Genomic DNA, 26,641 nt, shown 5'->3' on the forward strand with positions numbered 1-26,641 from the left:
TCTCAAACCGACTGCTCGATCTGCCGCCGAAATAACGTGCCGCGGATCGCGCCATCCAGCAGGCGCCTCAGCCGCACCTCGATCAATTCATAGCTGATCGCACTTGCGATCAGCGACATCACCAGCCCGAGGCTGATGAAGGCCCCCCACAGCAGCCAGCGATCGACGCCGACCGCAACCAGCTTCAGGCCGATCACCTGCAAGGGGAAAAGCACGAAGGGATGCACCAAATAAAGGCTGTAGCTGATCTTGCCGACATATTGCAGGGCCGGCGCACTCAGCACCCGGCCGAAGCCCGTCTCCGGGGCCAGCACCATGCCGAACAGGAGAAATCCGGGAAGCAGCGCGACGAACGGGTGAAACAGCACCAGGCTCGCATACATCGCCGCGCCGCAGGCAAGGCCCGCGATCAGGCCGAGACGTCCGGGAATCCGGATGCGAAAGCCGGTAGCGCTGTAGAGCATGCCGATGCAGAAAAAGGCCGTGATCGGCCAATGTAGCAGGCAGGCGACGCCCAGCAGGATCAGCGGCGCGGCCAGCATCCTGCCGCCGATGCGCAGCATCGAGAACGTCGCGGCAAACCAGATGTAGAACGCCCACTCATAGGTCAGCGTCCAGGCATTCTGCTGGGCAATGGGCAGGCCGAGCGCGTCCTGCACGAAGAACAGATTGGCGGCGAAAATCCCGAGATAGCTGGTCAGGTCGATGCCACGAAAGAATTTGTAGGCGACGATCGGACCGATCGCGAACAGCGCAAGATGCAGGACGACGAACACCGGCATGATGCGCAGGACGCGGTCGAAGAAGAACCGCGGCAGCGACCCGTGCCGCACCAGGCTCGCCGGGATCAGGAAGCCGCTGATCATGAAGAACAGCTCGACCCCATGCCCGCCGACATTGATCAATGATTGCAGCCAGGGCCAGAGCGGCGGCAGGAAGCCGGGATCCGGAATGTCGTACATGCCGCCCTTCGGCATGTCGTAGAAATGATCCATCAGCACGCTGAGCGCCGCAATGCCGCGCAGCCCCTGCACCGACGGAACGAACGATCCGTCATAGGCGACGCCCGGCTGGTGCGGGGTCCCGCTCACTCCGCAGCACCCTGGGTGCTGAGCGCGGGATCGAGAACGACCTTCTTCCGGCGCTCCGAGCGGAACCGCTGTCCAAAGGCGATGCTGGGCTTCTCGACGAATGTGAACGTCATCCAGCTTACGAGCAGCGACAGCGCCAGGATCACCGTCAGGAAGATCGACCACCCAACCGGCCCATCGCCGAACCAGACGAGGCGATGGATGAAGACGATTACGAACGGCGACATCAGGTAGACCGAATAGCTGATCACGCCGACGAACGCCATCGGGCGCCACGCCATCCTCTCGCCGAACAGGGCAAAGCCGATGAAGACCAGGGCGGCGCAGACATAGGCCGATCCGATCGAATAGCTGTAGAAGAAGTTCTCGTGATAGACGCCCCCGAACCGCCGATCGGACAGGGTGACGGCGAAGATCGCGTACAGGAGCGTGCAGACGGCCACGTGGGTCCATCGCAGCTTTCCGCCGATGACGGTGTCGCGGATGATCTTGCCGAGGAACATCGCCGACAGGTTCAACCCGACCTCCATCAGCGAGGACACGGTCCTGTTCTCGACGAACAGCGCAGCGGTGGTCCCGACCAAAGCGGCCGCGACGACGATCGTCACCGCCGTGAAGCGCTGATTCAGTAGCCCCATCGCGAAGAGAAGAGTGCAACCGACATAGAACAGAAGCTCGATCGCCAGCGTCCAGTAGAACACCCAGAGGTTCGGGACGTTCACGAAGGTCTGCAGCATCGTGACGTTCGCGGCGACCTGCCCCAGCGGATAGACCTTCGAGTCCATCAGTTGCATCGTCACGAGACCGATCACGAGCGATGTCCAGTAGGCCGGATAGAGCCGGAAGAAGCGGCTGATCGCAAAATCGCGCACGGGGGTTGCACTGTCGGGAAAGCTGAACGGAATAACGAAGCCGCTGACGAAGAAGAACAGCACGACGCCGAACCGGCCGAAGTTCATGTAGTAGCCGAACACATCGTGGATCGGCCAGTAAAAGGCGCCCGTCGGGTGCTTCTCGACGATGATCTCGAAGACGTGCTGGACCAGGACCGACAACACGGCAATGCCGCGCAGCGTGTCGATGAAAGCGAGCCGTTTATGCATCATTCGTTCTCACCTGCTTCCGCTCGCCGCCGGCATATCCGGGCGAAAGCCTTCCAATGACGGCATCGGCGGCCGCATGACGATGGGCACGGTCTCCCCTGCCCGTGCGGAGGCCGCACGTCGAGAGAACACCTCGCTGAAGCTCAACGCGATGATCAGGAGGCCCGAAGCCGGGCCGTAGTTCAGCACCGTGATGGTGAACATGTTGACGACGAAGATCAGCGTCAGCTTGTAGACGTCGGTCGCGCCGAATGTCGCCCGGAACACCATCACCATGAATGCGACGAACGGGAGGCCGAACATCAGGTAAGTCCCGATGTAGAAATTGTCGACCGGCACCCAGAAATGCGCGAGCGGCGAGAACAGCTTCTGCGGATAGTTGAAGCAGCCCGCGCCGCAGCCCGTCACCAGGCCGACCGGCATGAGCTGGTTCATGTAGACGAAGGGCAGCTGCCAGCTGTTGTTGATGCGATCCACGATGCTGAACAGGGTCGAATGCGGCACGGCCGCGGTGCCGGATGCGACCACGATCATGAAGAAGGGCACGAAGATCGCCGCAAACGACCACTGTGCGATGGTCCTAATCGCGGGAAAGCGCGACTTCTCCGGCAGCATCCGAACGAGCACGAGCAGGATCAAGTAGAGGACGAGGACGATCATGGTCGTCTTGCTCGTGGTCAGCTTGATGGCATAGATCGCGATGGAACCGCATATGAGACACCAAATGGTGCTCATGCGGATCGACGTGATCGCGAACGAGATCAGAATGAAGAACGCCGCCATGGTGTTGTCGGCGGCAAACCCCATCAGACGCTGGTCGTCGCCGCCATAGGCCCACCACAGCCGGCCTGCCTCGCGGACGGCGCCGAAGGATTCGTATTTGTAGCCTACCCAGGGCATCAAATAGAATTTCGTCAGGAAGACGCCGATGACCGACAGATAGAAGGTCACCGCGATGACCGACAGCAGCTTTCGGTAGGAGCCGAGGCTGGAATCGCAGAAGCAGAATCCGACGAACACCGGCAACATCATCTTGAACGACGAGATCGCGGCGTTCATCGTTCCCATGAAGAAGTAGCCGAGCGCAAGCGACAGCATGATCTGGACCAGCACCAACAGCGCCAGGGTGCTGCGATTGCGCAAGATGCAGTGCACGAAGAACTGGGCCAGGCACAGCAGCGCGACGCCATCGGGCAGGTACCAAAGCGGGTCGACGTGATAGATGCTGGTGTAATAGCGGATCACGCCGCCGAAGGCGTCGCGGACCAGGTAGACGCCGAGGGCGATCGCCTCGATGTTGAGGCTGATCAGCGTGATTCGGGGTCGGTTCAGCGCAAGGATCGTCATATCAGGCTCAATTCGCCTGCCGCGCAGGGGACGCCGAGAAATCGGACCGGCTTCCAAGCGCATTCCGCATCAGCTTGCCGCCGGGGATCTCGACGTAGAGATAGGTGAAGTGGGAGACCGCGAGCACGGCGGCCAGGGAGACCACGAGATTCAACGAGGCCGGCAGACCGGGCCAGAGCGAATCCAGTGCGGCGATCCGCCCCGCCCCGATGGCCCGCACGAAATATTCGGCGAGCAGCACCACGAGCGCGTGCACCATGTAGATCGAGTAGGAACGCTTCCCCAGCCAGACCAGCGGCTTGGCCACCAGCATCCGCGGCACCAGCAGCGCATTCGGGAAGGCCAGCAGGCTGCCGAGGAAGATCGCAAACGTCACGGGCGCGAGGAAAGTCGACGCAGGACTGGTCTCCGCCAGGGACACCAGGACGACACTGGCGATCATGGCGGCGAATTGCAGCGCGCCCTGCACGGCCGGGCCCGGCTTTGCCGGCAGGCGGTCGACGATCCTGACCGTAAGCACGCCGAGGAAGAAGCTCACGAAGCAGCGCAGGATGCCGAAGTCGGTCTGAAGCCCGAGGCTCCTCTTGTCGAGCACGAAGATGATGAAGACCAGGCTTGCGACCGCAAGTGCCCCGCAGAGCACGTAGAACCACAACAGCGAGCGCATGCGCTGGGCAAAGAGGACGATCAGGCCGAACACCAGATAGGTGTAGAACTCGACACTGATGCTCCAGCTCGGCGCATTCCAGCTGAGATAGTCGATGAACCCCATCGAATGCAGCAGCAGCACGTTGAGCACGAAGGAATAGGCGTTGTTCACCTCGAACGCCGCCGGCGCAGCTACGACGACCCCCGCCATGACCAGGCTGATGCGCAGGAGGCGAAACAGGAGATTCGCAAGCAGCATGACGATGTGCAGCGGATAGACCCGCGCCAGACGCCGCACCATGAACTCGCGCAGCGAAAAGCGCCCGAAATCGCTCTCGACATAGCTCAGCGACATGACGATGCCACTGAGAACGAAGAACAGATCGACCAGCAGCCACGAGCTTCTGAAGAACGAGCAGTTGATCCAGGCATTGTGCGGAAACGCCGCGAGAAACGTCGGCATCAGCAGCAGATGGTGAATCACCACCGATGTCGCAGCGATGCCCCGAATGCTGTCGAGCGGCAGGACATGCGCCTTCTCACGATGAACCAACTCCGTCACATCAACATTCCCAACTATTGCACCGCAGCAGTGTGTATCAGGACTCGCGCGCGTTCAATCTCTGCGATCGCGGAGCAGCATTCGACGCATGACGATCGACGATAATTTCAACACTCGCAGTTCATTCGGACATGCGAGCGCCAAGTTCACGCCACTTTTTGCTTGAGACCGCCGTGCGTCGGCGCGCAAATCAATTCGCGCGCGATGATCGCGAGTATTTACGTGCAAAGTGTGCGCGAATTTCGACGCTGTTGCGATCAGCTCAGCTTGATTTTCGCATCTTATGCCGCGCGGATAATTTTTGACTCGCGGGAACCAATGTCCCGATGACGACTTGTGTCGGTTTTGCGACGTCCGTCTGCGACGCGCGGCCGTGCAAACGCCTCATATGTTTTCAAGTTGCAACATTACTAGGCGAGAGATGCCAATCTCGCATGCATTGCATATCCTCATTTTACAACCCACTCGAAGTGACACTGGCTTATTGCTGCGAACTCAACTTTTGCGTCGCACAAAAATTGACACAGTTAACTGTCAGGTTTCGCGTGTTCTCCTATTGCAACAGGAGGAAGGGACACGGATGGACTTCGCACGAACACGTCGCCTTACAAGGCAACGATGGCTACCGATCGTCTTGGCAGGCTCTGCCTTGATCGTGTCGAGCATCGATGCCTGCCGCGCGCAGTGCGTCGAATTCTCGGATCGTGCCTCGCAGCTCGAACTCGACACATTCGTCAAGTCGCCTTCCTCGCTTCTGGAACGGCTGCGCAATGACAAGGAGAAGCTAAGATACCGGCTCTCCACCTATATCGCCACGAATCCGTCGGTCTTGCCGTCCGTGCAGACGTTGATCACCGCCTCGTCTTCGACCGATCGTTCCGCCATCGGCGCCGCGCTGAAGATTGCCGAAGGACGATGCACGTCGACCAAGCCGGAGGCCGCGCGCAAGATCAGGGATTTCACGCAGCGGATCGGCGATCTCAACGTGCAAGCAGGCTACTCCGCCGCGGGAGACGACAGCTCCGGCGCCCCGGCTCTATCGCAAGCCAAGGGACCGCCACAGCCGGCCCGAGGCGGGGCACTGCTCGAGGGCGAGTGGAAGACCAAGCTGGCCAATCCGTTCAAACCCGTCCCCCTTCCGAATTGATCCCCGACCGTCAAAAGGCAGCGAATTAGATAATGTACCAACCCAGAGAACATTTTCAGTCGGGACATCGTTTCGGCATCGAATTCGGCGGAGCGGTCCTCAGCTTCGAGCGCGTGGCCGACGTCCTGCGCCGGCAATGGCCGATCATCGCGGCGTGCACCGGTGCTGCGCTGGCCCTGGTGTTCGTCTATCTGGTCATGGCGCAGCCCATGTACACGGCGAATGCCCGCATCATGATGGATACGCGTCAGGCGCAGGTGCTGGACAAGGACAGCAACGCCAACAGCGCCCTCATCGACACCGGCTACGTCGACAGCCAGGTCGAAGTCATCAATTCGGACGACCTGATTCTCTCGGTTGTCCGCCGCCTGAAGCTGACGGACGATCCGGAGTTCAATGGCTCCAACCCGGGCCTTCTGTCCATCGTCCTCGGCAAGGTCATGTCGCTGTTCAGATCCGGCGAAGCCGCGTCCCAGGAGCGTCTCGAACACGCCGTGGTCGAGCAGGTTCAGAAGAACCTGAGAACGGAACGCGTCCTGACGACGTATGTCTTGTCGATGAACTATCGCTCGCGAAGCCCCGACAAGGCCGCCAAGATCGTCAACGCCATCGCCAATGCCTACCTCGTCGGCGCCCTGGAAGCCAAATATCAGTCCACCAAGCGCGCAACCGAATGGCTTCAGCAGCGCAGCGTCGAGCTGAGCGAGCAGGCAACGGCCAGCGACCGCGCCGTGCAGACCTTCAAGGCCGCAAACAATATCGTCGGAACCAGCCGCGGCCTGATGTCCGAGCAGCAATTGTCGGACCTGAATACGCAGCTGGTTCAGGCGCGAGCGGCGACGGCCGAAGCCAAGGCTCGTCTCGACCGGATCGACGCGATCTCCGACCAGGATGTTGCGCAGTCAACCGTGACGGACGCTCTCAACAACTCGGTCATCACCCGCCTGCGCGCCCAATATCTCGACCTTCAGGCCCAATATGCGGATTGGTCGCGACGCTACGGCAAGCAGCATCTTGCGGCGGTCAATCTGGCCAACAAGATGGAGGAGCTGCGCAAGAACATCGCCGACGAGCTGCATCGGATCGGAGATGCCTATCGCAGCGATTACGAGATCGCAAAAAGCCGGGAGGCATCGCTCGAGAAAAGCGTGAAGGAGCTCGTCGCCCAGGCCGGCGATACCGGCCAGGCCGCCGTCAAGCTGCGCGACCTCGAAAGCGCCGCCGACACCTACCGCAACCTCTACAACAACTTCCTCGAGAAGCTGCAGAGCGCGACGCAAAATCAGAGCTTTCCGCTCAGCGAGGCGCGCCTGATCAGCACCGCCACCAAGCCGGATCGCAAGAGCTCGCCGCGCACGGTGCTGGCGCTGGTAGGAGGCCTGGTGGGCGGTCTCTGCCTCGGCTTTGGCGTCGCATTCGGGCGTGAGCTGCTGAGCGATGTCCTGCGAACCCCAGGCGAAGTCGAGGACGAGCTTGGCGTCAAATGCCTCGGAGTCCTGCCCGACATCGGTCCGGCAACGAGGACCGGCGCGCTGCTTTCGACCTCAGCCAAGACGAGCCCGGCCGATCTGTCCCGCTACGTCGTCGACCATCCGTTCTCGCGGTTTGCCGAAACGTTGCGCAACATCAAGGTGTCGATCGACGTCGCGCGCCTGACCCGCGAGATCAAGGTGATCGGCATCGTCTCGTCCCTGCCCAAGGAAGGCAAGACGACGGTGGCCGCCAACTTCGCGCAGCTGATCGCGCTCACCGGACATCGCGTGGTCCTGATCGACGGCGACCTCCACACGCGCTCGCTGACCCGGGAACTCGCACCCGACGCCAAGAGCGGCCTGGTGGAAGCCCTCAGCGACCCCGCCAGCCTCGGCTATCACGTGCAGCGAAGCAAGGAGACGGGCCTGGATTTCCTACCGTCGGTCGTGGCCTCCCGCATGGTCAATTCGGCCGACGTCATCGGATCGAAGGCGATGGCCGAGCTGCTCAAGGTGCTGAGGGAGCACTACGAGTACATCGTGATCGACCTCGCCCCTGTCATGCCGGTGGCGGATTCCAAGGCCGTCAGCCTCCTGATCGACGCCATGGTCTATGTGATCGAATGGGGGCAGACGACGCGAAGCGCGCTTCAGGAGTCGGTTTCCGGATCCGAAGTCCTGCAGAAGAAGCTGCTCGGCGCCGTCCTCAATCGCGCCAACCCGAAGATGCTCAAGCGCATCGAGGCGTACAAGGGCAAGCATCACAACAGCTATTACGTCGAGCACGCCTAGACGGACGCGGGCGCAATACACCCGTCGAACTGAAAGAAAGGCCCGTTGCCAATTGGCAGCGGGCCTTTTTTGCGCCTTGCGGAACTGTCGCCTGAAGGCAATCGAATGCGCCTGCGCTCTTGAAGCCGGGGATCGCGCCAACCTGCCTCGACCGCTCAGGTCTCCGTATTCGTCCGGAATCCACAACTTGCAGTTAATGGCCTAGCCAAAAGCAAGGATTGACGACGACGGTGATGGCTACGACACTGCCTCAATTGGCAACCATTCATCGATACGAAGAGACAAACCGATCTTCGATGCTTCCAATGCCGAAACTTTGGGCATCTTCCCTTATGGGTTCCCTGAGGCTAACCTCGGCTCATATTTGTAGTTCTTTTCCGGCGGGCTCGGAATGCTGATCGTCCTGACGATTTTGACTATTTGGGTCCTGCTCAACATCCTGTTCGTGTTGATCGTGGTTCCCCCGCGCAAGGCTCGTCGCCAGACGATGGCCACGACCCTTTCCCCCGCGCCCATCGATCCGAGCCGGCGAGACATCGAGCAGGACGAACCCTTTTCGGTTCGTCAGGTCATCGTCTCCGTTGCGATGGGAGCCTTCTTCGTGCTGGTGCCGCCGTTGCTCGCCTTGCGCGATGCGATCATGCGGCTCTTCGGCAGGTCGTCGCGGGATGGAACCTGATCTCTCGATCCTGCGGCTCCGGATCGTGAGGGGCTAGTAAGCTTCCTGGAACATGACGGCGGACGCCGTGCGGGCCATGATCTTGAGATCGAGCCAGATGCTCCAGTTGCTGACGTACCAGACGTCATACTCGACCCGCTTCTCCATCAGATCGATCGTCGGCGTTTCGCCCCTGAAGCCGTTCACCTGGGCCCAGCCGGTGAGACCCGGCTTCATGTGATGCCGGTAGACGTATTTGCTGATGAGCTCGTCATAGTAGTTGTCATGGGCCAGCGCATGCGGACGCGGGCCGACCAGTGACATATCCCCGCGCAGAACGTTCCAGAGCTGCGGCAACTCGTCGATGCTGGTCATGCGCAGGAAGCGACCGATCTTGGTGACCCGAGCATCCCGCTTGGTCGCCTGGGCAATCGTTTCGCCGTTCTCGGAAACGGTCATGCTACGGAACTTCCAGATCTCGAACGGCCTGCCGTTGAAGCCGCGGCGCGACTGTCGGAATATGACGTTTCCCGGCGAATCCAGCTTGATCAGCAGGGCCACGGTCAGCAGCAGCGGGGTCAGCATCACGAGGGCGAACACGGCCACGCCGACGTCCAGGCAGCGCTTCTGCAGGCGCTCGAGGATGGTGAGCGGCGGCCGCTGGATTTCGACCGCGACGGTCCCGGAGACCGGCAGAAACGGGCGGGCCACCAGATCGGCGACGGAATCGTCCGGCAGCAGGCGTATCGGCTGCGGGACGGCGCGCAGATATGGCCTGAGCTTGCGGAGCATCGGCAATTCGTTCCAGTCGATCGCGAGCAGATATTCATCGACGTCGGCCGAGCGCGACTGACGGATCACATCGCGTATCTGGCGCTCCCAATGGCCATCGTCCCGTTCGTCGCCGAGCACGAAATGGCGCATCACGTCGAACCCATTCCTGCGCAAATCCTTGAAGCGGCTCGAGGTGAAGTCGAGCGGCTTGAGGCTGAGCAGTATCACCTTGCGATCGACCAGCCGGCTTCTCGCGAAGGTGGTGCCGAACACCGCCTGCCAGACGAAGCGCAGGCTGATCAGGCCAAGTCCGCCGATCAGCGCGAAGACGAGGACGGTGCCGCGGGACAGGTTGTCCGTCGATTTCAGCAGGAACGCCGCAACGGCCAGGATCGTCAGCGACGTCAGCCAGATCAGCACCGCCTTGCGAAGCTGCCAGACGACGTTGAGCAGACGGTGCGTGGCATAGACGTCCCGGAAATAGGCGACAGCGACGAACACCACGCCGACGAACAACCCGGCTCCCACCGAAGCGCCGTCGGTGGGCGAGGCGACGGCCGCACCGTATATCGAAGCCCCGGCGGCATAGCTCAACAGGATCAGCAGAAAGTCAGCCGCCATGACGACGATCTGGAATGGCCTCTGAAGCGAGCTGCCGCGCGTCGACGACAGCGTATGAGCGTTTTCAGAACCATAAGTTGCAACAGCCATTCTAACCTCTGCTTGTCGAGAGAGTGTCTGACGCTCATCGTGATGCTGAAGACTCGTCAATTCCCCGCACGGAAAGTGTTGTTTGATCGCAGCGAGATTGTGGCGCTGCACGCAAAACTTTTGCGGCGCACGGATCGTGTGCGAGTCTGAAATGCGAGGCGAATTTCAATGCGCAAAAATTATCGTCACAGTGATGACATATCAGCGAACGCGTTGCCCTATTTTGACTCAAGTTCCACGTCGAGAGCGATGTCTCGTGCTCGCGCGAGTGCTTGTTCGCTCATCTTTCAGGCGAAGAATTGCATCGATGACTCGCATTGAGTCATTTACGAGAATTTCGATGAATTTCTATCTGGGCGTGCGCGAGAAAAATTCTCTCAAGGCATGCATCTTTGCTGCGCTCTCGCAGTGAGCGATGCAATTGCCGCGGGAGCGATCAATCGCCCTCCCACGGCATCACGAGGTGGGCAAGAATTGCCGTGCCCTTCTTTTGGCGTGATCGAGCCGGAGAACAGGACGCTCCCTTCACCGCTCATTCGTTCGCGTGAAATGGAAGCTCTCCGGTGCCGGCGACTTGGGGAAATTCTTTTCGACCACCCGATCGATTGAGCGCCATGATATCTCTTGCCCGACCACGTCCGCCGACTCCCAAGCCGCAATTGCCGGAGGGAGTCCGCATCTATGCGATCTCGGATATTCACGGATGCGCACACTTGCTCCAGCCCATGCTGCGGGTGATCGACGCCGACGTCGCCCAAAGCCGGCCGCGCTATGCGATCGAGGTGTTCATGGGCGATTACATCGACCGTGGACCCGATACGCGCTCCACCCTCGACGTCCTGGTCGAACGCAGCCGCCGGGGCAACGCGGTCTTTCTCAAGGGAAACCACGAGGCATTCCTCGTCAGGGTGTTCGAAGATCCCTCATTGTTCGAGAACTGGATTGCCGTCGGCGGGACTCAGACCCTGATGTCCTACGGGCTCGCCCCGCCGGACCTGAAGCGCAGCGAGCCGGCGTCGATCCTGCGCGATCTGATCCGGGCGATGCCGACCGAACATCTGGAATTCCTGGACAATCTGCGGCTGAGCTTCAGTTGCGGAGACTTCTTCTTCGTTCACGCCGGCGTCCGCCCGGGCGTGCCGCTGGCCGAGCAGACGGAGCGCGACCTGCTCTGGATTCGCGAAGAATTCCTGCAGAGCGAAGAGCAGTTCGGCAAATATATCGTGCACGGCCATACGCCGGTCCGCAGCGCCGAATTCATGACGAACCGCGTCAACATCGACACCGGCGCCTATGCCACGGGCAATCTGACCCTGATGAGCATCCAGGGCAGCAGGATGCTCGCGGTGTGAGGCGCGGAGGCCTGACCGCGATCGCTAAAGCGCGATGACATTCGGATGAATCATCATCGCGCTTTAGGTTATTGTTTGCGCATGATCTTTCCGGAAAACCGCTTCGCACTTTTCCGGATCATGCTTTAGTTGAGCAAGCAGGGCTTTTCCGGCCGCGCGCGCGTCTTGGCCATCCAATCGTGCCAGGCGCGCTCGTGCTTGACGTAGAGCTCGAGCCACCGCTCCCCGTGTCCGTCCTGACGGACAGGACGCCCCTCGAGCCAATCGGCGCCGAGGCGAACGCCCGGATTGTCGATGGCTTCGAACTCGATCGTCTCCGAGATCGTCAGTCCGACCAGCACGCGCTGTCCGGCACCATCCACGATGTAGCGCCGCGGCGCATCCTTCTTCGGTTCGCTCATCTCGTCACGCCCCATCGCATCAGTGAGATCCGGCGGATACCGCCGACGAATTGGACCTTGTCTAAAAAGCCCGACGGGCGTGGCCGAAGGTCGAGGTGGGAGCTTCCCTGCCCGCATGCCGCGAGACGCCACAAGATGAGCTCGCAGGACTTCGCTGGATGCGCCAGGCACGCAGCGTGTAGCCCAGGATGAGGCCAGCACTGAAGATCGAAGCGGACACGAAGGTAGAAGTCATGAGAGTCGTCCTGGATAGTCCGGGACTCATGAAGAGCGAGCAGTGTGTCGACATCATGATTCAAGCCGACTCCCGGCGCTGAAAGATTGTTCAGGCCGATCGCGCGTGTGCATAGAGCGCAATCACGTTTGCATCGACCACAACGTTCGCGATTATTTCATGGGACTTACTCTTTATATATAGATGCCCTCGCAGGCGAGCGCTTCCCGGCCTGTTGCCATCGGGCGCAGCTGTCGCGCCTGTCCTTGAAATTTCGGGTCCGCCGGCCAGCCCGTGCCCTTGCAACCAATCGGGACCCATCGCATTATTTCACATCTCATTTGACGAGGGATTCAATCCAATGAACTTCCGCGCTGTTATTCCATCCATTGCCCTGTCCGCTCTCGGCCTCGCCTTGACCGCCTCCGTCGCGCCAGCGGCCGAGCTCGCGCTTGCACCGGCGCATCATCGGGCGGCCTACGTCCATACCGGGGTCGTGCTGTGGGATGACGTCTACCCGCCCGCGATCTATGGCCCGCAGGTTCGCTCCGTCGAGGAAGTTGCGGCGATGAAATCGCAGGCGCGTCCTGTGTCCCAGCGCTGGTGGGGCTATTGGTACGCCCGCTAAGCGCGGGAGCGCTGGTCCGGACCGAGGCCTGAGCGCCTCGCAGCCTTCGACCACAGACCGCCGATCCACCGATGAGGTGGCGGCGGTCTTTTTTTGGGGACCGCACGCCAATTCCGCGCGGCGGATCAATCCGATGCAAAGCCGGCAGCGGCTCCGGAGACAGGCGTTGCGCCATCTCCGAAGCCGGCCTTCTTTCTCAGGTCAGGAAGTTGCCATTGTGGAGCGCGCCGCTGGCGTTCAGCAGGCTCACGTCCATGTCGCTCGTTCCGTCACCATCGATATCGATCTGGAGATAGTCGTTGCCCGGCCCGATGTTCTGAAGATGAGCCGAAGCCTGGTTGCCGCCGAGCAGAGTCGCCCCATCCACATATTCGATGTGACCGCCGGCGACGCTGATGCCGGAGAACGTGAAACTATCGTTGGCCGCGTCGAAATTGTGGATGGTATCGGCAGCACCGGCGGCGGAATCCGCGGTGCTGAGGAAGCGGAAGTTGTCATGTCCTCCGCTCGCGAAGATCTCGTCCGCCCCCGCCCCGGCTGTGATCGTGGTGTTACCCGAGGTGTTGCCGATCGTGATCCGGTCGAAATTCGCGGAACCGTTGATGGTTTCGACGTTCGTCACCGTGATGTCGAAGACATTCATGTTGATGTTCAGGGTGTCATTGCCGTCGCCGAGATCGATCACGTTCGCCGGGCTGCCCTGCAGCGTCAGGACGTCGTCCGACGAGCTGCCGTTCAGCTGATTCACGTTCCACAGATTGTCGAACGAGTTGCTCCCTGCGGCGAGATTGAGGACGTTGGCCGTTCCCTCTCCGAGATTGACGCTGACGCCCGACACGGTGTTCAGCAGCGTGAGCGTGTCGTCGGACGGAAAGAGATTGCCGGTGAAGTCGCTGCCGTTGAGGTTCTCGACGCCGCTGATGCTGAGCGAGTTGACGCCGTTGGCGAGCCACACCCAGTCGCTTCCGCCGCCCATGTCGATGGCGACACCGTTGCTGTCACTCGTCAAGGTGAGCTGATTGTCGCCCGAATTGCCGTTGATGTGTTCGACACCGGTCGCGGCGAAGGTAGCGAAGTTTCCGCCAAGGACGATCGTGTCCTGGCCGTCGCCGAGATCGATCGCGACGCCGTTGGCCGCCCCGATCGAGCCGGTGACGGTCAGGGTGTCGTCGCTCGCCGTTCCGTTGACGTGGTTGACGTCGTAGATGTTCGTGAACGAGTTCGCGCCGGCAGCGAGGTACATCGTATTGTCGCCGTTGCCGAGGCTGATGTTCAGGCCCGTGACCGTCGTCGACAAGGTCAGCACGTCGTTGACGCCGGGCGTCGGACCGAAATCGGACCCGCCGATATTCTCGACGCCGATCAGGCTGAGCGTATTGGCACCGCCCGCGAGGCTGAGCTGATCGTTGCCGTCGCCGAGATCGACGACCAGCCCGTTGGCGTTCGCCGTCAGATTGACGAATTCGTCGGCGCCGGTGCCGATCACGTTCTCGACGCCGGCCAGATTGAGCGTGTAGCCGTTGCCGAAGGTGCCGTTGAGCAGGACGGTGTCGCCCGTCCCCGCACCCAGATTGAGCGCGTGCCCGAAGATGTTGGACCCGACGCGGAGATAATCGTCCCCGGCGGTTCCGATCACGGTCGCCGAGTTGGAGAATTGCTGCGTCGAGAGATCGATCGGGCTTCCCAACGTGCCCGACGACTGCAACAGGATGCCATCGCTGAACTGCAGCACCTCGACGTTACTCAGCGTGTCGGTGCCGTCGCGGTTCGCGACTGTGTCTTGAACCTGGATCGTCCCTGACGTCGTGACGTTGTATTGCGCTTGTAACCCTGAGAAGATCGCCATGTCGGTACCGGCGCCACCGTCGATCGCGTCATCGCCGCCCTGGCCGGTAATGCCGTCGTTTCCGCCGCCGGCGTTGATGGTGTCGCCACCGCCACCGCCGAAGAAGAACTCGTTGTTCGAGCCACCGACCAAGAGGTCGACCTGGTTCGAGCCCTGGACGCTGTTGACGCCGCCCGTGATGACGTCGGCACCCGCCGCACCGCTCACATGCCCGGTCGAAAGGTCGACGGAAACTCCGCCCCCGCTCGCCTGCGAATAGGAGACCCTTGTATTGCCGTTACCCGTGATGGTGTCGTTACCGAGCAGACCTTCGAACAGGTTGAAGGTGCCGAACGATCCGGCCGAGGTGACACCGGTGAAGCCGGTGGCATTGTAAGTGTCGTCCAGATTGCTGCCGGTCGCACTGTTGACGCCCACATAGGTGTCGGTCCCGATCGAGCCGCCGCCGGTTGCTGTGCCGGCCTGCAGGTTGACGGTCACGGCATCGGTCGCGCTGGAATAGATGATTCGGGTGTTGCCGTTGCCGGTGATCGTATCGTTGCCGGCCAGACCTTCGAACTGGTTGAAATTGCCGTTGTTGCCGACGTTGTTGGTCGCGCCGTTCTGGAAGCCGACGGCGCCGAAATTCGTGGCCGTGAAGACGTCGTTGAAGGTGGTGCCCTGAGCCCCCTCGATCCCGCGGAGCGTATCGTTGCCGATCGAGGCGTCTCCGGTCGCGGTGCCTGCCGTGAAGTCGATGGTGACAGGGCCGGTGGAGAAGTAGATGTTGTTGTAGCTGACGACGTCGAAGCCGCCGCGGCCGTCGATGAAATCGTCGCCGGCAAGGCCGGTGAACGTCTCCGTCGCCGTCGTAATGTTGCTGCCGCGGATGATGTCGTTGTACATCGACGCCATCACGGCGTTGACGCCGCTGAACGTATCGTTGCCCGTGGATGCGTCGCCGCTTGCGGTGCCGGCCAGCAGATCAACGACCACGGCGCCGGTTGCGTTGGTGAAGGAAACGCGGGTGTTGCCGTTGCCGGTGATGCTGTCGTTGCCTCCCATGCCGATGAATTCGTTGAAGGTCCCGTTGGAACCTGCATTTTGGCTGAGCTGGCTGAAGCCGCCGGCGTTGAAGGTGTCGGCGGCGTTCGAGCCGCGCACGGATTCGACCGATCGCAGCGTGTCTGTGCCGACCGTCGTGGCATCGCCCGTTACGGTACCCACGGCCAGCTGAACGTTGATCCCGCCGACCGCGGCCGGATCGAGCGCATAGTCCGCCCGGTCGAAGCCGCCTCGGCCGTCGATGAAGTCGTCGCCGGCTCGACCTTCGAAGATTTCCACGGTGCCGGGGCCGTTGGCGCTGCCGAGCAGTTGGTCGGCAAACCCTGAGCCGACAACGCCTCCGAAGCCCGAACCCACCAGGGTATCAGTGCCGACCGAGCCGTCTCCGACCGCCGAATGGGCCGCCAGATCGACGGTCACGCTGCCCGTTGCGCTGACGTAGGAGATGCGCGTCAAGAGCGCACCCAGGCTGTTCATTCCTCCCGTGATGCTGTCGTTGCCGCCGCGGCCTTCGAACTCGTTGAAGCCCACATTGGTGCCGGCAATGCCGGTATCGCCGGTAAAGCCGGTCGCGTTGAACGTGTCGGCATAGTCGCTGCCTACGATGCCTTCGATATTCACCAGGGCGTCCGTGCCGACGCCTGGACCCGTCACGGAGCCTGCCGCGAGATTTGCGGTGATGCCGCCCGTTGCCGCGACATAGTCGGCACGGTCGAAGCCGAGGCCGCCATCGAGCAGATCGTTGCCGTCGAGGCCCTTGAGGCGATCGTTGCCCGCAAGGCCACTCAGATTGTCCGCGTAGGCGGTCCCGACCAGCGTATTTGCGTTGGCGTCGCCGACGAGATGCACGCCCTGCCCGAGGACGAAGTCGGCAGCCGTAAGGTTCGACAGCGTCACGTTCAGCAGCGTGAGGGTGTCGCCATTGCCGAAGTCGATGACCGTGTTCGACCCCTGTTGGGTCGCAAGCGCCTGAATGTCGGCAAGGCTCGAGACACCGGGGACGCCCGTGAGGTCGATCTTGTCCGCGTCCGCATGCAGGAAGTCGACGATAGTGTCGGCGCCTCCGCCGACGGCATAGATGAAGGTGTCAGCGCCAGTGCCGCCGTTCAGGCTATCGTTGCCGGCACCGCCGCCGAGCAGGTCGTTGCCGCTGTTGCCGAGCAGCTGATCGTTGCCGGCAGAACCGGTGATGGTGTCGTCGAAGTTCGAGCCCGAAACGCTGGTTACCCCTCCCGTGATGGTGTCGTGCCCCACAGAACCATCGCCATCCACGGTGCCGTTCGCGAGGTTGACGATCACGCCAGAGGTCGCGTTGGCGAACATCAGCTGCGTGCTGCCGTTGCCGGTGATGAGGTCGTTGCCGCCCTGGCCCTGGAAGGAATTGAACCCAATGAAGCCCGTCGCATTGTACGTGTCGGCATAATTGCTGCCATAGGCGCTGTTGACGCCCGTGAAGCTGTCATGTCCGACCGACGCATCGCCCGTGACCGAACCCGCGTTCAGGTTGACGGTGACGCCTCCCGTGGCATTCGAGTAGATCAGTCGCGTGTTGTTGTTGCCGGTGATCTGGTCGTCGCCACCGAGGCCTTCGAACTGGTTGAAATTGCCGAACGAGCCGGCGTTGGCGCTCACACCGCCAAAGCCGGTCGCCACATAGGTGTCGGCATAGCCGGTTCCCTGAATGCCCTCGATCGAGCGCAGCGTATCCGTTCCGATCGACGCATCACCGGTCGCCGTGCCAGCGGCCATATCAACGGTCACGCCACTCGTGACCGTGCTCAGGCTGTTGTAGATCGCGGTGTCAAAACCGCCGCGGCCGTCGATGTAATCGTCGCCGCCGAGCCCGGTGAAGTTGTTGTTGAAGCTGCTTCCGAGCATTGAATCGGAGAAGGTCGAGCCCTGCACGGCGTTGACGCCGGTGAAGGTATCGGTACCCTCCGTCGCACCCGTGGCGCTACCGGCCACCGTGACCGCATTCGTGGTCCCGATGACGCTGGTCTCGAGGTCAACGCTGACGCTCGCGGCCGCGATCTGGTAATTCAGGCGGGTAGAGCCGTTGCCGATGATGGTGTCGTTGCCGCCGGCGCCGGCGAAATCGTTGAAGGTCCCGGAGGAGCCGACATTGGTCGCACCAAGCTGGCCGAAGCCCGTCGCATCGAACGTGTCGTCGAAATTGGTGCCGCGCGCGGCTTCGACGCTGCGAATCGTGTCGGTGCCGACAGTCGCATCACCGTTCACCGTACCCGCGGCAAGGTGAACGTAAATGCCCGACGTGGTCGTCGTGTCCGAATTATAGGTGACCTGGTCGTAGCCGCCGCGGCCGTCGATATAGTCGTCACCGCCGCGACCTTCATAGGTCTCGTAAGTGAAGGACGCATTGTCGCTGCCGTAGATCGTGTCGTTATAGGCCGAGCCCCAGATCGTCGAGACGTTGGAGAAGGTGTCGTGGCCGACGGAGGCATCGCCATCCGCGGTGCCTGCCCCGATGTCCGCCGTGACAGCGCCGGTTGCTCCCAGATAGGACATCCGGGTCACGGCCTGCCCCAGGGCGTTGATGTTGCCGACGACGATGTCGTCACCGCCGCGCCCCTCGAATTCACTTTGGCCGGTGGCGACGCCGGGCAGGCCGGTCGAGCCGATGAAGCCGGCCGCATTGAACGTGTCGGCGAAATCGCTGCCGATCACCCCCTCGATGTTGACGAGCGTGTCCGCTCCGACGCCGGCGCCCGAGGCGGTGCCAGCGGCGAGGTTGGCGGTGATGCCGCCCGTTGCCGCGGCATAGATGGCTCGGTCGAAGCCAGATCCACCGTCGAGAAGGTCGAGACCGCCGCCGCCCTCAAGCATGTCGTTACCCCCGAGGGCAACGATCGTGTCATTGTGCGACGTACCGACCAGCGTATTGGGATTGTCGTCTCCAACGATCGGCGTCCCGAACACGAAGTCGCTCGCGGTGAGGGAGCCGAGATTGACGTTCTGCAAATACAGGGTATTGCCGCCCCCGAAGTCCAGGCTGGTGTCTAAACCATTTTGCGTCGCGTGAGCCTGCACGTCGGCAAGGCTGAACACTCCGTTGACGCCGGTCAGATCTATCTTGTCTCCATCGCCATGGAGGAAGTCCTGGACGTAGTCCGCACCATCGCCGGTCGCGTAGATGAAGGTATCGGCACCGGTACCACCGCTCAAATAGTCGTTCCCGGCACCGCCATCGAGAACATCGCTGCCGGCATTGCCGAACAGGGTGTTGTCGCCATCGCCACTGGTGAGGCTGTCATTGAATATCGTGCCCTGGACAGCCCTGACGCCGCCCGTGATCGTGTCGTGCCCCACCGACGCATCGCCGTCGACGGTTCCTGCCGCAAGGTTGACGATAACGCCACCTGTCGGATTGCCGAATGTGATCTGCGTATCGCCGTTACCGGTGATGGTGTCGTTGCCGGCACCGCCCATGAAGTTGTTGAACGTTCCGTAGACGCTGTTGAAGCCGGTTGCGTCGTAGACGTCGGCAAAGTTGCTGCCGACAACCTGGTTGACGCCGGTGAAGGTGTCATGGCCGACGCTCCCGTCACCGCTCGCGGTGCCCGCCGCCAAATTGACCGTCACGCCCGAGGTCGTGGCATTGCCATACTGAATTTGAGTGTTGCCGTTGCCGATGATCTGATCGTCGCCACCCACGCCCTGGAATATATTGAAATTGTTGTTCGGGCCGACAAATCCGGTCGCGTCGTAAAGATCGGCGAAATTACTGCCGTTGACGGCGTTGATGTTGGTGAAGCTATCATGGCCGACGGACACATCACCCGTGACCGTGCCGGCACTCATGCTGATGGTCACACCACCCGTAGCGTTGCCGTAGATTAGCCTCGTGCTGCCATTGCCGGTTACGACATCATCCCCGCCGAAGCCTTCGAAATTGTTGGAAGTGCCGTTGTTGCCGACGTTGAGTGCGCCAGCCTGACCAAAGCCTGTCGCATCATAGGTATCGGCGAATATCGTGCCCTGAACGCCCTCGATCGAGCGCAGAGTATCGGTCCCCGTCGAGGCATCGCCGGTGACCGTGCCGCTCGCCATATTGACGTTGACGCCACCCGTGACGAAGGTCAGGTTGCTGTATTGAGCGGTGTCGAACCCGGCGCCACCGTTGATCTGATCGTTTCCGGCGAGCCCCATAAAGACTTCGCTGGCACTGCTTCCGTTGATGACGTCGCCAAACAGCGATCCCATCACCGCATTGACACCCGTGAAATGATCGGTGCCGACCTGCGCGATGTCGCCAGCCGCGGTACCGTGGGCCGTTCCCAGGGCAAGATCGACCGTCACGCCGTCGAGCGCCAGGGTGTACTGGACCCGGGTCGCGCCGTTTCCGGTGATCGTATCGTCGCCGCCCATACCTTCGAAGTTATTGAAGGTGCCGAACGAGCCGGCATTGGTGCTCGCGCCGCTGAATCCGATGGCGCTGTAGGTGTCGGCGAAATTGGTGCCGCGCACTGCCTCGACCGAACGCAACGTGTCGGTACCGACCGAGCTATCACCCGTGACGATGCCGGCGGCGAGGTTGACCGTAAGGCCGGATGTCGTCGACGCGTCGTTATTATAGCTCGCAAAATCGTAGCCGCCGCGGCCGTCGATCAGATCATCGCCGCCGCGTGCATCGTACTGCTCGTAAGTGCCGCTGGGATTATCGCTGCCGAGCAGAGTGTCGGCATAGGCGGAGCCGACGATCGCGTTGATGGCGCTGAACGTATCGTGTCCGACCGAAGCATCGCCGTCGGCGATTCCCGCAGCAATGTCGACCGTCACGGCCGCCGTGGCACTGGCATAGGAAACCCGACCCAGGATTTCACCGGAAGCATTGACTGAGCCGACGATGGTGTCGTTCCCGCCCCTGCCCTCGAACTCGGCCAAGCCGATCGCGGCTCCCGGGATTCCGCTGTCACCCGTAAACCCGGTAGCATCAAACGTATCAGCAAAGTCGCTGCCGACCGCGCCTTCGATGTTGACGAGCGTGTCCGTTCCGACGCCCGGTCCAGATGCCGTACCTGCTGTAAGATTGATGGAAACACCACCGGTCGCGTCGGTATAGACCGCTCGGTCGAAGCCCAGACCGCCATCCAGATAATCACTGCCGCCCAGACCCTGAAGCCGATCATTGCCGCCGAGGCCGCTGATCGTTTCGGAGTTCGCCGTGCCGACGAGCGTATTCGCGTTGCCGTCGCCGACGATCGGCGCCGCGGGCGTGCCGAACAGGAAGTCGCTCGCCGTCAAGCTGCTCAGATTGACGTTCTGAAGCGTGAGGCCCTCGCTCGCGCTGAAGGTGATGACGGTGTTGGGGCCGGCCTGCACGGCATGCGATTGCAGATCGGCAAGGCTGTAGATGCCGTAAAGGCCGGTCAGATCGATCTTGTCCTGGCCATGGACGAAGTCCTGGACGAAGTCGAAGCCGCCGCCTGTCGCATAGACGAAAGTGTCCGTGCCGGCGCCGCCGTTGAGGGAGTCGTTGCCGGCGCGACCATCCAGGATGTCGTTGCCTACATTGCCCGAGAGACTGTCATTGCCCGCGCTGCCGATGATGGTGTCGCTGAAGTTGGACCCCGCCACGTTGAACACGCCACCGGTGATGGTGTCGTGGCCGACCGAGCCGTCGCCGTCGACCGTGCCGGCGGTGAGATTGACGCTCACGCCGCCGGTCGCATTGCCGAACTGGATCTGTGTATTGCCGTTGCCGGTGATGATGTCGCTCCCGGCATTGCCCTGGAACGAATTGAAGCTCGCGTTGGGACCGGTGAAGCCCGTTGCATCGTAAATGTCGGCAAAATTGCTGCCGAACGCACTGTTGACGCCCGTGAAGCTGTCGTGGCCCGTCGAGCCGTCGCCGGTGGCGGTGCCGCCGGCGAGATTGATGGTCACCCCGCCGGTCGCGTTGACGAAGATCAGGCGCGTGTTGCCGTTGCCGGTGATCTGGTCGTCGCCGCCAAGGCCTTCGAACTGGTTGAAGGTCCCGTTGTTTCCGATATTGGCCCCGGTCGTGCCATAGCCGGTCGCATTGTATGTGTCGTCGAAGCTGGTGCCCTGAATGCCTTCGATCGACAAAAGCGTGTCGACGCCGTTCGACGCGTCTCCGGTGACGATGCCGGCCGCCATATCGACGGTGATGCTGCCCGTGACGAAGAAGATGTTGTTGTAGGACGAGACGTCGAAGCCGCCACGGCCGTCGATATAGTCGTTGCCCGCAAGGCCGGTGAACGTGTCGTTGGTCGCACCGCCCAGCAGCGTGTCGTTGAACATCGATGCCTGAACGGCGTTGACGCCGGTGAATTGATCGCGTCCGACGGACAAATCGCCGGTGGCGATGCCGGTCACGAAGTCGACCTGGACCCCGCCGGTCGCGTTGTTGAAGCCGAGCCGCGTGAAGCCGTTGCCGGTGATGAAGTCGTCGCCACCGTTGCCGGTGAACTCGTTGAACGTCCCGTTCGAGCCGGCATTGACGCTGCCCGAGCCGAAGCCGGTGGCATTGTAGGTATCGACAAAGTTGGTGCCGCGGATCGCCTCGATGCCGCGCAGCGTATCGGTTCCGACGGTCGAATCGCCGGTCACGACGCCGCCGGCCAGATTGACCGTGATTCCCGTCGTGGTGTTCGGATCGACGTTGTAGTCCACGCGATCAAAGCCACCGCGACCGTCGATGTAGTCGTTGCCCGCAAAGCCCGAATACACCTCCGCGGTGAACATCGGATTGTTGCTGCCGAGAATCGTATCGTTGTAGGCCGAGCCCCAGGCACCGTTGAAGCCGGAGCCGACGAGAGTGTCATGGCCCACCGACGCATCACCCTGCGCATAACCGGCCGCGAGATCCACCGTCACCGCCCCGGTGGCGCTGACATAGGAGACGCGCGTCAGCTCCGCTCCCTGGCTGTTGGTGTTGCTGATGATGGTGTCGTCGCCGCCCTTGCCTTCGAACTCGTTGTAGCCGACCGGACTGCCGGGGACATGAGCGTCGCCGGTAAAGCCGGCTGCGTTGAACGTATCGGCGAAGTTGCTGCCGATGGCAGCTTCGATGTTGACGAGCGTGTCCGTATCCACGCCTGCGCCGGACGCCGTTCCCGCCGCGAGGTTGATCGTGACGCCGCCGGTCGCGTCGGTATAGACGGCGCGGTCGAAGCCCGGGCCGCCGTCGAGAATGTCGTCGCCGGCGCCGCCGGTCAGATAGTCCTTGCCGGCCCCGCCGAACAGGATGTCGTTCCCGTCGCCGCCGCTGATGCGATCGTTGCCGTCCTGGCCATCGATCAGATCGTTGCCGCTTCCGCCGGCCAGCACGTCATCGCCGAGCGAACCGAACAGGGTGCTCCCGATCGGGGTCAGCACGGCGTTCGCGACCTCGGTGTCGAGATGATCGACAAATTGGTCGGTCAGTTGGTCGATGGAACTTTGATCCGTAAAGTCGGTCGTCGCCAATTTATCGGCGGCTGCGCCTTGGGCGACCTGACCGGCTTGCGCCAGCTCGGTGACGTTCGTGGCGGTCTGGATGCTGTCGTTCGCGGCAGCAACGACCTCGATCACCGTCGCGGCAGCGGCCGTGCTGACACCGGACGCCGTGACGACACTCTGAACCGTATCCGAAGACGAAAGATCGAAGGCCGGCGCATTGGGAACGGTCTGAGATGCCGTGATGGCCCCTGCAATCGCTGAAATGACGGCATCGGGCGCCACGCCGACCGCCGACACCTGAGCGACCGTGCTTTGGACCTGGATGGCCGCCGCAAGCACGGCGGTCGCGGTCGCATCGCCGCTCACCGCAGCAGGTACCGGATCGTACGACAATAGGTCGATGGGGTTTTGGGGATCGGAGGCGAGATTTACGTTGAACGCAGCCGCAATGGCGCCGATGGCCTGGTCCACCGTCAGCGGATGCTCGTCTCCTGCCGTGCTGTCGACCAGCGCGACGATCAAGGTCGTCAGCGGCGTGATGACGGTGGAGCCCTCCGGCGCCCTCAGCACGCCCGCGACCTGCAAGCCCGTCGAGATATCGACACCGCCGATGCTCACGAGCGGACCGGATCCGCCCGCCAGCGTGAAGCTGCCGTCGGCCCTCGTCGTCGTGTAGGCCTCGCCCGCGTCGAGTATTCCGTTGTTGTTGGCGTCGGCAAAGACGGTCGCGCCGCCGATATAGCCGTCGATATCCAGCGCGTTGATCTCGTTGACGCCGGATTGCACGGTCAGTTGAAGGGAGCCCGTGCTCACCGCCTGATGAACACCGTCGTCGGAGATGGCGGTGACGTGCAGGGTGAACGGAGTGGGGTTGCCGACGGCTTGGTTCGGGATCAGGACGACGCTCTGGACCGAGTCGCCCGTCACCAGCCAGGTGCCGTCGCCGACCGACGCGCCATTCTGGACCGTGAAGCTCGACGGCACGCCCTCGATCTTCACCGACAGGGTGCTGCTCAGGTCGATCTTGCTCGCTGCGATGTGCAGCGTGATGTTCTGATCGGCGTGACCCGAGGAGTCCTGAACGCTGAGATTCGGCGCATCCTGGGCGCCATGGATATTGAAGCTGATGTTCTTGGTCGTGCCGTCGACGGAGCTGACCGTAAACGTCTCCGTCTTGACGTCGTTGGCGCCGAGATACTGAACAGCCGCATTCCCGACCGAATAGGTGTAATGGCCGTCGGCCTGCAGCGTCACCGTGCCGAGATTCCCGGATGCCGTGATCTGGCCGGCCTGGAACGCGGCCTGGTTCTGGTCGGCATCGCTGATGGTCAGCTGGCCGGATGCCGTCAGCTGGCCATCCTCGGTGACGTCGTGCTGGCTGGGATCGCCGATGGCGGCGGCGTCGTTGACGCCATGGATCGTGAACGTCACGTTCTTCGCCGTGCCGTCTACGGCCTTGACGGTGAAGGTCTCGTCGCGGGTCTCACCCTGGCCGAGATATTGAACGAGGTTGTTGGCGACCGAATAGCTGTAGGCACCGTTGGCGCCGATCGTCAGCGTCCCGAGATTGCCAGCCGAGGCGACGACGGTCTGGAACGCATTCTGATTCAAATCGACATCGTTGATCGACAACGTGCCGGACGCCGTCAGGACGCCGTCCTCGGTGACGTCGTGCTGACCGAGATTGCCGATCACGGCTGCATCGTTGGTGCCCGTGATGTTCACCACGATATTGCGGCTGGCGGTGCCGTCGGCTGAAGTGACCGTCAGGGTGTCGGTGACCTGCTGCCCTGCGGTGAGCGGGTTCGACTTCACGGGATCGAGCGTGTAGGTCCAGGCGCCCGTCGCCGCATTGAAGGTGAAATCGCCGTAGGTGCCGGCGAGCGAGGCCGGGACTGCGAAATGGTCCTGGCCGGTGTCGGCATCAACCACCGCAAGCTTGCCCGACGCGCTGGGATCGCCGGCCACGGTTCCGGCCTCGGTCACGGAGATGTCCTGGCTCCCCGACACCGTGATCGTAGCCGTGTCGTTGTTGCCGGTGACGGTCACCGCAAGCGTCGACGAGCCCGTTCCACCGTGGTTGTCGGCATTCGTGTAGGTGAACTGCTCCGTCACCTGCTGGCCTGCGGCGAGCGCTTGCACGGAGGCGCTGGAATTGTTGAGCGTGTAGGTGTAGGCGCCGGTCGCCTTGGTGACCACCAGCGTTCCATAGGTCCCGGCGACGGTGATCGTGGTGCCGTTGTCCGTGCCCCCCGCCACGGCGGACACGGTGTGGGTATCACCGGCATCGGCGTCCGTGTCGTTTGCGAGCAGATTGCCGCTGGCAAGCGTCGTCACGTCCTCCTTGACGGAGGCGGTGTCCGCGACTGCAACCGGCGCGTGATTGGTCGGGCCTTCGATGACGATTTCGACCTTTTCGATCGAGATGACGGCGAGGTCGAAGCTCCTGAATGCATAATCCGCGCTGCCATAGCGCGCGATAAGGGCCTGGATGGCCGCAACATCAGACCTGAACGAGGCCGAGTTCGCCATCGTTTGCGTCACGACGAGGCGGAGCGTGTCCTGGCCCTTGCCGCCGTCGTAGATATCGACCGAGCCCACGTTCTCCGAGGCACGATAGATCAGGATGTCGTTGCCGTTGCCGCCGCTGACGATGTCGGTGCCGGCGCCGCCGTCGATGACATCGTCGCCGTTGTCGCCGGAGATCAGGTCATTGCCCGCCCCGCCGAGCAGCGTATCGTTGCCGTTGCCGCCGAAAATGATGTCGTTGCCGGTGCCGCCATCCACCGTGTCGTTGCCATTGCCGGCGTCGATGATGTCGTTGCCCGTGCCCGCATTGATGGTGTCGTTGCCGTTGCCGCCCTGGATGAGATCATTGCCCGCCCCGGCGCCGACGGCATCGTCGCCGTTCTTCGCATTGATGATGTCGGACGAGCTGGTGCCGGTGATCTGATCGTTCGCGTTGGTGCCGTTAATGATCATGGCGATTCATCTTTCTCAATGGGGCAACAGGCATTGTTCGCGAGCGCGCGGAGGCAGCGTCGCGTTGTGCGGATGGAGAAATGCTCAGTCGTCGAAAGCGGAACGCGGTATGGACGCGACGCGTGACATCATGCGGTCGCTCATGGTGAGCCCCTCCCGTTATGTTCTTGATTTCTTGGGTTCGCCGTCAGCCCAACGGCGTGAGTTTGAAATGATGTGGTCTTGTTATTGTTCGACCTGGTGTTCGACGCTTGGCCCCGTTGCCCGGCGTCGACCGGAGTCTCGAAATTGCAATTCCCGACCGTCGAAAAGACTTTTCTGATAATTGCAAATTGTTTCCACTGTTGCGTGACTGCGTCAAGACAGCACAGCGGCTAACCTTAAGCAGGGTGTGGACTGAACGGCGCAGCCGATACGGCGCGTGCCTCCGGTCTGCGGTCACGCCGG

12 protein-coding genes are annotated in these 26,641 nt (G+C 62.0%); 5 read left to right on the top strand and 7 right to left on the bottom strand.

The window, feature by feature from the left end:
• Positions 1-2: 2 nt before the first annotated feature.
• Genes QRQ56_RS25190 through QRQ56_RS25205 form a run of 4 tightly spaced genes read right to left on the bottom strand, consistent with a single transcriptional unit; the run spans position 3 to position 4,751 of the window.
• A complete protein-coding gene (locus tag QRQ56_RS25190; protein WP_438743782.1) occupies positions 3-1,091 on the bottom strand; it encodes an acyltransferase family protein in 1,089 nt (362 codons plus the stop codon).
• Positions 1,088-2,197 (bottom strand): acyltransferase family protein, encoded by a 1,110-nt coding sequence (locus QRQ56_RS25195; protein WP_438743783.1) that lies wholly within the window; start codon positions 2,195-2,197, stop codon positions 1,088-1,090. Before QRQ56_RS25195 ends, QRQ56_RS25190 begins: the two co-directional genes overlap by 4 nt.
• Before the next feature lie 6 nt (positions 2,198-2,203).
• Entirely contained in the window at positions 2,204-3,541 is a 1,338-nt protein-coding gene (locus tag QRQ56_RS25200; protein ID WP_438743784.1) for a hypothetical protein, read from the bottom strand.
• 7 nt (positions 3,542-3,548) lie between these two features.
• On the bottom strand, positions 3,549-4,751 hold the full coding sequence (locus tag QRQ56_RS25205; protein ID WP_438743785.1) for an acyltransferase family protein: 1,203 nt from the start codon (positions 4,749-4,751) through the stop codon (positions 3,549-3,551).
• 580 nt (positions 4,752-5,331) lie between these two features.
• Here QRQ56_RS25205 and QRQ56_RS25210 point away from each other — a divergent pair.
• The 3 genes from QRQ56_RS25210 (at position 5,332) to QRQ56_RS25220 (ending at position 8,841) form a co-directional block, all read left to right on the top strand.
• Positions 5,332-5,898 carry a hypothetical protein gene (locus QRQ56_RS25210; protein WP_438743786.1) on the top strand — a complete coding sequence of 189 codons (567 nt, stop codon included), beginning with the start codon at positions 5,332-5,334 and terminating at the stop codon, positions 5,896-5,898.
• A 32-nt stretch (positions 5,899-5,930) separates the two neighbouring features.
• The gene (locus QRQ56_RS25215) at positions 5,931-8,162 is read left to right on the top strand and encodes a Wzz/FepE/Etk N-terminal domain-containing protein (protein WP_438743787.1); all 2,232 of its coding nucleotides are present in this window, start codon (positions 5,931-5,933) and stop codon (positions 8,160-8,162) included.
• A 391-nt stretch (positions 8,163-8,553) separates the two neighbouring features.
• Positions 8,554-8,841, top strand: a complete 288-nt coding sequence (locus tag QRQ56_RS25220) for a hypothetical protein (protein WP_438743789.1) — start codon at positions 8,554-8,556, stop codon at positions 8,839-8,841.
• A gap of 33 nt (positions 8,842-8,874) precedes the next feature.
• On the opposite strand, the gene QRQ56_RS25225 is transcribed toward QRQ56_RS25220, so the two are convergent.
• Positions 8,875-10,305: an undecaprenyl-phosphate glucose phosphotransferase gene (locus QRQ56_RS25225; RefSeq protein ID WP_438743790.1), complete on the bottom strand. Its 1,431-nt coding sequence runs from the start codon at positions 10,303-10,305 to the stop codon at positions 8,875-8,877.
• Between the two features lie 614 nt (positions 10,306-10,919).
• On the opposite strand from QRQ56_RS25225, the gene QRQ56_RS25230 reads away from it, so the two are divergent.
• Complete coding sequence (locus QRQ56_RS25230; RefSeq protein ID WP_438743792.1) at positions 10,920-11,657, top strand: metallophosphoesterase family protein; 738 nt, start codon at positions 10,920-10,922, stop codon at positions 11,655-11,657.
• A gap of 125 nt (positions 11,658-11,782) precedes the next feature.
• Here the strand turns inward: QRQ56_RS25230 and QRQ56_RS25235 are convergent, their stop codons facing one another.
• Positions 11,783-12,058 (bottom strand): hypothetical protein, encoded by a 276-nt coding sequence (locus tag QRQ56_RS25235; RefSeq protein ID WP_438743793.1) that lies wholly within the window; start codon positions 12,056-12,058, stop codon positions 11,783-11,785.
• Positions 12,059-12,633: 575 nt separating this feature from the next.
• Between QRQ56_RS25235 and QRQ56_RS25240 the strand changes: the two genes are divergently transcribed.
• On the top strand, positions 12,634-12,900 hold the full coding sequence (locus QRQ56_RS25240) for a hypothetical protein (protein ID WP_438743794.1): 267 nt from the start codon (positions 12,634-12,636) through the stop codon (positions 12,898-12,900).
• A 196-nt stretch (positions 12,901-13,096) separates the two neighbouring features.
• Here the strand turns inward: QRQ56_RS25240 and QRQ56_RS25245 are convergent, their stop codons facing one another.
• Complete coding sequence (locus QRQ56_RS25245) at positions 13,097-26,194, bottom strand: VCBS domain-containing protein (protein WP_438743796.1); 13,098 nt, start codon at positions 26,192-26,194, stop codon at positions 13,097-13,099.
• Positions 26,195-26,641 lie beyond the last annotated feature (447 nt).

This window comes from Bradyrhizobium sp. U531 (assembly GCF_051710265.1).
Classification (GTDB): Bacteria; Pseudomonadota; Alphaproteobacteria; order Rhizobiales; family Xanthobacteraceae; genus Bradyrhizobium.